Consider the following 7,622-nt stretch of genomic DNA (forward strand, 5'->3'; position numbering starts at 1 on the left):
CACGATGTCTCTTACCGCGTCCACGTTGCTGGCCGCTGAAGACGCCATCAGCGGCAACATCGGGACGGTCGCCTACGGCATCGCCACTCTCGGTCCCGGTATCGGCGTCGGCATCATCTTCGGACTCGGCATCCAGGCGATCGCCCGCCAGCCCGAGGCGGAGCAGGTTGCTTTCCGGTACATGCTTATCGGGTTCGCGCTGGTCGAGGCCTTGGCTCTGATCGGCTTCGTCGTCCCCTTCGTGTTCACCTGATCCGGCACAGGGATATCAGGTGTACTCCTCTGTCATCCTCGCCGCCGAGGAAGTGGGCACGCACGAGGAAAACGTCCTCGTGCCGCCGTTGTCTGAACTGATCGTCGGGCTGCTGGCCTTCGGTGTCCTGGTTGGATTCTTCTTCTGGAAGATCTATCCGCAGATCCGCAAGACCTACGCCGATCGGACCGAACGCGTAGAGGGCGGACTGCGTCGGGCCGAGCAGGCCCAGCGTGAGGCGCAGGCGCTGTTCGAGCAGTACCGTGCCCAGCTCGCCGAGGCGCGTGCCGAGGCGGCCCGTATCCGGGAGGATGCGCACGCCCAGGCGCGGGTAATCATCGACGAACTACGGACCGACGCCCAGCGGGAGGTCGCCGAGTTGCGCGATCGGGCCGAGGCGTCGCTGGCGGCCGAGCGGTCGCAGGTCGTCGCCCAGGTCCGGCGCGAGGTCGGCACGCTCGCGGTCGAGCTCGCCACCAAGATAGTCGGGCATGAGCTGCAGAACGACGCCCGGCAGCGTCAGCTTGTCGACGACTTCATCGCGGGTCTGGAGGCCGGGCCGCGGCCGGCCAGCACCGCGTCCGGGCTGGGAGGCTGACGGTGGAGGGCGCCAGCCGACGCTCGTTGGCAGTGGCCCGTGCCGTGCTCGACCAGGTGACGGCCATCCCGGTGGGTGGCCCGCGACGGGCCGCGCGGGTTCCCGACGCCGACCGGATCGCCGAGGAACTGCGTGCGGTCGCCGCCCTGATCGGGCGGGAAGCGACGGTGCGCCGGGCACTGACCGACCCGGGGGCCCCGGGGCCGTCGCGGGTCGGGCTCGCCCGCCGGCTGCTGGCCGGCCAGGTCAGCGAGCCCACCCTGAAAGTGGTCGACAGCGTGGTGCAGAGCCGCTGGTCGCGGCCGGGGGACCTGCGTCAGGCCCTGGAGGAGCTCAGTGTCGAGGCGCTACTCGCTCAGGCTGACGTCACCAGTGCGCTCGACGAGGTGGAGGACGAGCTTTTCCGCTTCGGCCGTATCCTGGACCAGAACCCACAGCTCGCGCTGGCGCTGACCGACCCGGCGGCGCCGGCCTCGGCGAAGGCCGTGTTGGTGAACCGGCTGTTGGTTGGGCGGGTGCACCCGGTCACTGTCCAGCTGGTTCAGCAGGCGGTGGCCGACCGGGCGCAGGGCGACGTCGCGGGTCGGCTGGAGCACTACAGCCGCATCGCGGCTGCCCGGCGCGGTCGGGTGGTGGCCGTCGTGCGTACCGCGATCCCGTTGGACGCCGGCCAGGTTGAGCGCCTGCGCGGCGCGATCAGCGGCTACTTCGGCCGGCAGATCCAGCTGCAGACCGATCTTGACCCAACTGTTCTCGGCGGTGTCGTCGTGCGGGTCGGCGACGAGGTGGTGGACGGCAGCGTTCTCCGCCGGCTCACCACCGCCCGGCGCGGCCTGCTTCGGTAGGAGCGCCGTGACCAGTCCCGACCAGATCCATGCCAGCCATGAAGGACAAAGCGATGACTGAGCTGTCCATTCGGCCGGAGGAGATTCGCGACGCCCTCCGGGAGTACGTCGACTCCTTCCAGGCCACCTCCGGTGAGCGGGAGGAGGTCGGCAGGGTCGTCGTCACCGGTGACGGCATCGCCCGGGTCGAGGGTCTTCCGCACACGATGACCAACGAGCTGCTGGAGTTCCACGGGGGCGTTCTGGGGCTCGCGCTGAACCTCGAGGTCGGTGAGATCGGAACCGTCCTCCTGGGTGACTCCGAGCACATCGAGGAGGGGCAGGAGGTCCGCCGCACCGGCGAGATCCTCTCCGCCCCCGTCGGTGACGGCTTCCTCGGCCGGGTCGTCGACCCGCTCGGGCGGCCGATCGACGGCCTCGGGAAGATCGTGGCCGAGGGCTCCCGGGTGCTGGAACTGCAGGCGCCGACGGTCGTCCAGCGCCAGCCGGTGAAGGAGCCCCTGCAGACCGGCATCAAGGCGATCGACGCGATGACGGCCATCGGTCGCGGTCAGCGTCAGCTGATCATCGGTGACCGGCAGACTGGCAAGACGACGGTGGCCATCGACACGATCATCAACCAGCGGGACAACTGGGCCTCTGGCGACCCGTCGAAGCAGGTCAAGTGCGTCTACGTGGCCGTCGGCCAAAAGAAGTCGACGATCCGCGAGGTGGTGAACACCCTCGAGGAGGCCGGCGCGCTGGCCTACACCACGATTGTGGCGGCGCCGGCCGACGAGCCGGCGGGCTTCAAGTACATCGCGCCCTATACCGGCTCGGCGATCGCCCAGCACTGGATGTACAACGGCCAGCACGCGCTCATCGTCTTCGACGACCTGTCCAAGCAGGCGGAGGCATACCGGGCGATCTCGCTGCTGCTGCGCCGCCCGCCGGGCCGGGAGGCCTACCCGGGTGACGTGTTCTACCTGCACTCCCGGCTGCTGGAGCGCTGTGCCAAGCTCTCTGACGAGCTCGGTGGCGGGTCGCTGACCGGACTGCCGATCATCGAGACGAAAGCCAACGACATCTCGGCCTACATCCCGACGAACGTCATCTCGATCACCGACGGGCAGATCTTCCTAGAGTCCGACCTGTTCAACCAGGGTGTCCGCCCGGCCATCAACGTCGGCACCTCGGTATCCCGGGTCGGCGGCAGCGCGCAGGTCAAGGCGATGAAGTCGGTCGCCGGCCGCTTGCGGCTGGACCTCGCCCAGTACCGCGAGCTCGAGGCGTTCTCGGCCTTCGGCTCCGACCTGGACAAGGCTTCGCGGGACCAGCTCGCCCGCGGCGCCCGCCTGGTCGAGCTGCTCAAGCAGCCGCAGGGCCAGCCCTTCCCGGTCGAGCGCCAGGTCGTGTCGATCTGGGCCGGGACCACTGGCAAGCTCGACGACGTGCCGGTGTCGGACATCCGTCGCTTCGAGTCGGAGTTCCTCGACTTCGTCGGCCGGTCCTACCCGCAGGTGTACGACGCGATCGTGACCACCGGCAAGCTCAGCGACGACACGATCGCCGTGCTGGAGCCGGCCATCGCGGAGTTCAAGAACCAGTTCACGTTGTCCGACGGCCAGCCGCTGGTCAACGAGCCGGTGCCGAGCCCGCTCGACCCGGGGCTGGTGCGGCAGGAGTCGATCCCGGTGCACCGACCCGCGGTGCACAAAGACGACGAGGGCTGACCCATGGCGGGCCAGCTTCGTGAGTACCGGCGGCGCATCCGGTCGGTGCAGTCGACGAAGAAGATCACCCGAGCGATGGAGCTGATCGCGGCTTCCCGCATCGCCAAGGCGCGGGCGCGGGTCGCCGCCGCCCGCCCCTACGCCGAGGAGATCACCAGGGTGATCGAGGCGGTCGCGGCGCAGACCACGATCGACCACCCGCTCACCACCGAGCGGCCCGGGGCGACCCGGGCCGCGGTCGTGGTGATCACCAGCGACCGGGGGCTGGCCGGCGGGTACAGCTCGAACGCGCTGCGGCGCACCGGCGAACTCGTCGAGCTGCTGCGTTCGGAGGGCAAGGAGACCGACCTGCACGTCGTCGGCCGCAAGGGGACGGGCTACTACCGCTTCCGAGGTCGTGCGATGAGCGGCGAGTACACCGGCTTCTCCGAGCAGCCGTCGTACGCGGACGCCAAGTCGGTCGCGGACGCGCTCATCGCGGCCTTCATCGACACGAGCGAGAACGGCGGAGTGGACGAGATCCACGTCGTCCACACGGAGTACGTCAGCGCCATCACCCAGACGCCGGTCGCCCGCCGGCTGCTGCCGATGGTGCTCACCGAGACCGACGAACCGCCGCGCGGCGGCCCGCTGCCCCAGTACGAGTTCGAGCCCTCCGCCGAAGGGGTGCTTGACGCGTTGCTGCCCCGCTACGTGGAAAGCCGGCTCTACGCGGCGCTGCTCGAGTCGGCGGCGTCGGAGTCGGCGGCGCGGCAGCGGGCCATGAAGTCAGCCACGGATAACGCCGAGGACCTCATCAAGAGATACACCCGGCAGGCCAACCGGGCCCGGCAGGACGCCATCACCCAGGAGATCTCCGAGATCGTCGGTGGCGCCAACGCCCTGGCCTCGGGAGCCTGACGTGGGCGGGCGGCGCGAGGAGCGGGAGCGATGTCGAGCGATGTCATCGCCATTCCCGTCTTCACGCCGCCGGACACAATGGGTAACCACAATGGGTGACACCGAGCGGAACCGATGCGGACATCGACAACAGAACGCAGAAGGACGACGCCGAAGGCGGAGCGCGCACGACGCGAACCGCTCCGCCCCAGGTGCCAGCGAACGCGAGCCCGAGGCTGCGGCGACGGGCATTGATGGGAAACTGAGGACGCCATGACCGTCACCACCAGCTCGCCAGCCACGGCGGAGGGCCGGACCCCGGGGATCGGCCGGGTCGCCCGAGTCATCGGACCGGTCGTCGACGTGGAGTTCGCTCCCGACGAGCTTCCCGAGATCTATCAGGCGCTCCAGGTCGACCGGACCATCGGCGACGAGACGTTGACGCTGACGCTCGAGGTCGCCCAGCACATCGGTGACAACACCGTGCGGGCCATCTCCATGCAGCAGACCGACGGTCTCGTCCGGGGCGCGCCCGTCCGCGACACCGGCGCGCCGATCTCGGTCCCGGTCGGCGACGCCACCAAGGGCCACGTGTTCAACGTGCTCGGCACGCCGCTCGACGTGAAGCAGACCGAGGCCGAGACGCGCTGGCCGATCCACCGGCTGGCGCCGGCGTTCGACCAGCTCGAGTCGAAGACCGAGATGTTCACCACCGGCATCAAGGTCATCGACCTGCTCGCGCCGTACGTGCGCGGTGGGAAGATCGGCCTGTTCGGCGGTGCCGGCGTCGGCAAGACCGTCATCATCCAGGAGATGATCCGTCGGGTCGCCAAGGAGTTCGGTGGCGTCTCGGTGTTCGCTGGGGTCGGCGAGCGCACCCGTGAGGGCAACGACCTGTTCCTGGAAATGACCGAGGCCGGCGTCATCGAGGACACCGCGCTGGTGTTCGGCCAGATGGACGAGCCGCCGGGTACCCGGCTGCGGGTCGCGCTCGGCGCGCTCACGATGGCCGAGTACTTCCGGGACGTCCAGAAGCAGGACGTGCTGCTGTTCATCGACAACATCTTCCGGTTCACCCAGGCCGGATCCGAGGTCTCCACGCTGCTCGGCCGGATGCCCAGCGCCGTCGGTTACCAGCCGACGCTGGCCGACGAGATGGGTGTGCTCCAGGAGCGCATCACCTCCACCCGGGGCCACTCGATCACTTCGCTGCAGGCCATCTACGTGCCCGCGGACGACCTGACCGACCCGGCGCCGGCGACGACGTTCACCCACCTCGACGCCACCACCGTGCTCGACCGGGCCATCTCCGACCTGGGTATCTACCCGGCGGTGAGCCCGCTCGACTCCAACTCCCGGATCCTGGACGCGCGCTATCTCGGGCAGGAGCACTACGACACGGCCCGTGAGGTGCAGCGGATTCTGCAGCGATACAAGGACCTGCAGGACATCATCGCCATCCTCGGTATCGATGAGCTCTCCGAAGAGGACAAGATCCTCGTCAACCGGGCGCGGCGGATCCAGCGGTTCCTGTCGCAGCCGTTCTTCGTGGCCGAGCAGTTCACCGGCATCCCCGGCAAGTTCGTCCCGCTCGACGAGACGATCGACTCGTTCAAGCGGCTCACCCAGGGCGACTTCGACCACCTGCCGGAGCAGGCGTTCTTCATGTGCGGTGGCATCGAGGACGCGGAGAAGAACGCGGAGAACCTGTAATGCCGATCCGGGTGGCGATTGTCTCGCCCGAGCAGGAGGTGTGGTCCGGCGACGCCGACATGGTCGTCGCCCGGACCACCGACGGTGATCTCGGCGTGCTGCCCGGCCATGTGCCGCTGCTGGGTCTGCTGGCGCCCGGCGGGACGGTCCGGGTCAAGACCGGTGGCCGGGAGATCTCGGCCTCGGTGGACGGCGGCTTCATCTCGGTGACACACCAGGGTGTCAGCATCCTTGCCGAGACCGCGAAGCTGACCTGAGTTTCCTGCGGCCAAGGGCGCGTTCCCCGCATCGGGGGACGCGCCTTTCGCGTCACGTCACAGGTCCGCGACAGGCTCTACCTACCTAACAGAAACTGCAGGGCCTCGGTCATCCACAGCAGATGATCGGGACCCACGACGCCGGGCCGGCGACCGAAGCGATGCTGGGACACCGATTTCACGTCCTCGACCTTTGCGTAGCTTGTCTCGCGCAGACCGGTGCCGCCGGGCGCGAGCTCGACGTGGGAGGGCAGCCCGCGGCGGGTTCTGGTGACGGGTACGACGATGGACAGCCCGGCCCGGCTGCGGTTGAGCCGGTCGGCGGACACGACCACCGCCGGACGACACAACCCCTGCTCGTGGCCGATCGGCTCACCGAAGTCGACCAGCCATACCTCGCCGCGGCGAGGTGAGATCACTCCAGGCCGTCCCGCAGCGCCCCCGCCTCGGCGGAGCGCTCGGCACCGAGCTCGTCCCAGGCGAGCGGGTCGGCCGCGAGGCGGTCGTACCCCTCCTCGAAGCCGCGCCAGAACAGCTCGCGCTCGTAGGCCTCGACGGCCTCGTCGATGATCGTCTGCATCTGCTGACCGGTGGTCGCGGCCATGGCCGCGACCCGTTGCCGCGTCCTGTCACTCACGCGCACCGTGGTACTCATGATCGTCAGTCTACAATTCGGTTGACTGACTTGTCGACCCTCGGGTATCGAGCGGGTCTCAGGCGTGCGCCCCGGGGCGCCAGAGCACGTCCCCCTCAGGGTTCGCCACCCGGGCGAGGATGAACAGCAGATCCGACAGTCGGTTGAGATAGCGGGCCGGCAGCGGGCCGGTGCGGTCCGGCTCGGCCTCGAGGAGGGCCCAGATGGACCGTTCCGCCCGGCGGACGACCGTGCGGGCGACATGCAGCAGCGCAGCCCCGGGAGTCCCTCCCGGAAGAATGAAGGAGGCCAGCTTCGGCAGGCCGGCGTTGAAACGGTCGCACGCCTCCTCGAGCCGTTCCACGTAGGCCTCGGTGATCCGCAGGGGTGGGTAGGCCGGCGCCGGATCGACCGGGGTGCACAGATCCGCGCCGACGTCGAAGAGGTCGTTCTGGATCTGGCCGAGCACCGCCCGCAGCTCGTCGGGAAGCCCGCCGAGGGCAAGTGCCACGCCGATCGCGGCGTTCGCCTCATCTACGTCGGCATAGGCAGCCAGCCGCGGATCGGTCTTCGCCACCCGCGACATGTCGCCCAGCGCCGTCGTACCGTCATCCCCGGTGCGGGTGTAGATCCGAGTCAGGTGCACTGCCATGGGGACCACTCTAGGCAGTCGTTGACCGCGCGGCCCGGGTTGTCAGATCCGGGCGTAGAGCGCGGTCGCGTCGTCGGGG

General features: G+C 69.1%; 10 protein-coding genes. 7 read left to right on the forward strand and 3 right to left on the reverse strand.

What is annotated here, in order from left to right; genetic code table 11:
• Positions 1 to 4: 4 nt before the first annotated feature.
• The 7 genes from AC08OQ_RS04660 (at position 5) to AC08OQ_RS04690 (ending at position 6,257) form a co-directional block, all read left to right on the forward strand.
• A complete protein-coding gene (locus AC08OQ_RS04660; protein ID WP_462186548.1) occupies positions 5 to 253 on the forward strand; it encodes an ATP synthase subunit c family protein in 249 nt (82 codons plus the stop codon).
• 19 nt (positions 254 to 272) lie between these two features.
• Positions 273 to 851, forward strand: a complete 579-nt coding sequence (locus AC08OQ_RS04665; protein ID WP_462186549.1) for a F0F1 ATP synthase subunit B — start codon at positions 273 to 275, stop codon at positions 849 to 851.
• A 2-nt stretch (positions 852 to 853) separates the two neighbouring features.
• Complete coding sequence (locus tag AC08OQ_RS04670) at positions 854 to 1,696, forward strand: F0F1 ATP synthase subunit delta (protein WP_476600382.1); 843 nt, start codon at positions 854 to 856, stop codon at positions 1,694 to 1,696.
• Between the two features lie 53 nt (positions 1,697 to 1,749).
• Positions 1,750 to 3,408, forward strand: coding sequence for a F0F1 ATP synthase subunit alpha (gene atpA, locus AC08OQ_RS04675; RefSeq protein WP_476600384.1), 1,659 nt, complete (start codon positions 1,750 to 1,752; stop codon positions 3,406 to 3,408).
• Positions 3,409 to 3,411: 3 nt separating this feature from the next.
• Entirely contained in the window at positions 3,412 to 4,308 is an 897-nt protein-coding gene (locus AC08OQ_RS04680) for a F0F1 ATP synthase subunit gamma (protein ID WP_476591847.1), read from the forward strand.
• Positions 4,309 to 4,560: 252 nt separating this feature from the next.
• Positions 4,561 to 6,000: a F0F1 ATP synthase subunit beta gene (gene atpD, locus AC08OQ_RS04685; protein WP_476600386.1), complete on the forward strand. Its 1,440-nt coding sequence runs from the start codon at positions 4,561 to 4,563 to the stop codon at positions 5,998 to 6,000.
• On the forward strand, positions 6,000 to 6,257 hold the full coding sequence (locus AC08OQ_RS04690; protein WP_011438082.1) for a F0F1 ATP synthase subunit epsilon: 258 nt from the start codon (positions 6,000 to 6,002) through the stop codon (positions 6,255 to 6,257). Before atpD ends, AC08OQ_RS04690 begins: the two co-directional genes overlap by 1 nt.
• 77 nt (positions 6,258 to 6,334) lie before the next feature.
• On the opposite strand, the gene AC08OQ_RS04695 is transcribed toward AC08OQ_RS04690, so the two are convergent.
• The 3 genes from AC08OQ_RS04695 to AC08OQ_RS04705 all read right to left on the reverse strand — a co-directional run bounded on the left by AC08OQ_RS04695 (position 6,335) and on the right by AC08OQ_RS04705 (position 7,543).
• Positions 6,335 to 6,676: a type II toxin-antitoxin system PemK/MazF family toxin gene (locus AC08OQ_RS04695; RefSeq protein ID WP_476600388.1), complete on the reverse strand. Its 342-nt coding sequence runs from the start codon at positions 6,674 to 6,676 to the stop codon at positions 6,335 to 6,337.
• On the reverse strand, positions 6,673 to 6,894 hold the full coding sequence (locus AC08OQ_RS04700) for a hypothetical protein (protein ID WP_462186820.1): 222 nt from the start codon (positions 6,892 to 6,894) through the stop codon (positions 6,673 to 6,675). Before AC08OQ_RS04700 ends, AC08OQ_RS04695 begins: the two co-directional genes overlap by 4 nt.
• Positions 6,895 to 6,970: 76 nt before the next feature.
• Positions 6,971 to 7,543 (reverse strand): cob(I)yrinic acid a,c-diamide adenosyltransferase, encoded by a 573-nt coding sequence (locus tag AC08OQ_RS04705; protein ID WP_462186819.1) that lies wholly within the window; start codon positions 7,541 to 7,543, stop codon positions 6,971 to 6,973.
• Positions 7,544 to 7,622 lie beyond the last annotated feature (79 nt).

The sequence above is a fragment of the Frankia sp. CcCS3 genome (assembly GCF_977927575.1).

Bases quoted from the DNA above. Each gene is read 5' to 3' on its own strand.
- atpD (WP_476600386.1), top strand. From the start codon at position 4,561: ATGACCGTCACCACCAGCTCGCCAGCCACGGCGGAGGGCCGGACCCCG.
- AC08OQ_RS04660 (WP_462186548.1), top strand. From the start codon at position 5: ATGTCTCTTACCGCGTCCACGTTGCTGGCCGCTGAAGACGCCATCAGC.
- AC08OQ_RS04680 (WP_476591847.1), top strand. From the start codon at position 3,412: ATGGCGGGCCAGCTTCGTGAGTACCGGCGGCGCATCCGGTCGGTGCAG.
- AC08OQ_RS04690 (WP_011438082.1), top strand. From the start codon at position 6,000: ATGCCGATCCGGGTGGCGATTGTCTCGCCCGAGCAGGAGGTGTGGTCC.
- AC08OQ_RS04705 (WP_462186819.1), bottom strand. From the start codon at position 7,543: ATGGCAGTGCACCTGACTCGGATCTACACCCGCACCGGGGATGACGGT.
- atpA (WP_476600384.1), top strand. From the start codon at position 1,750: ATGACTGAGCTGTCCATTCGGCCGGAGGAGATTCGCGACGCCCTCCGG.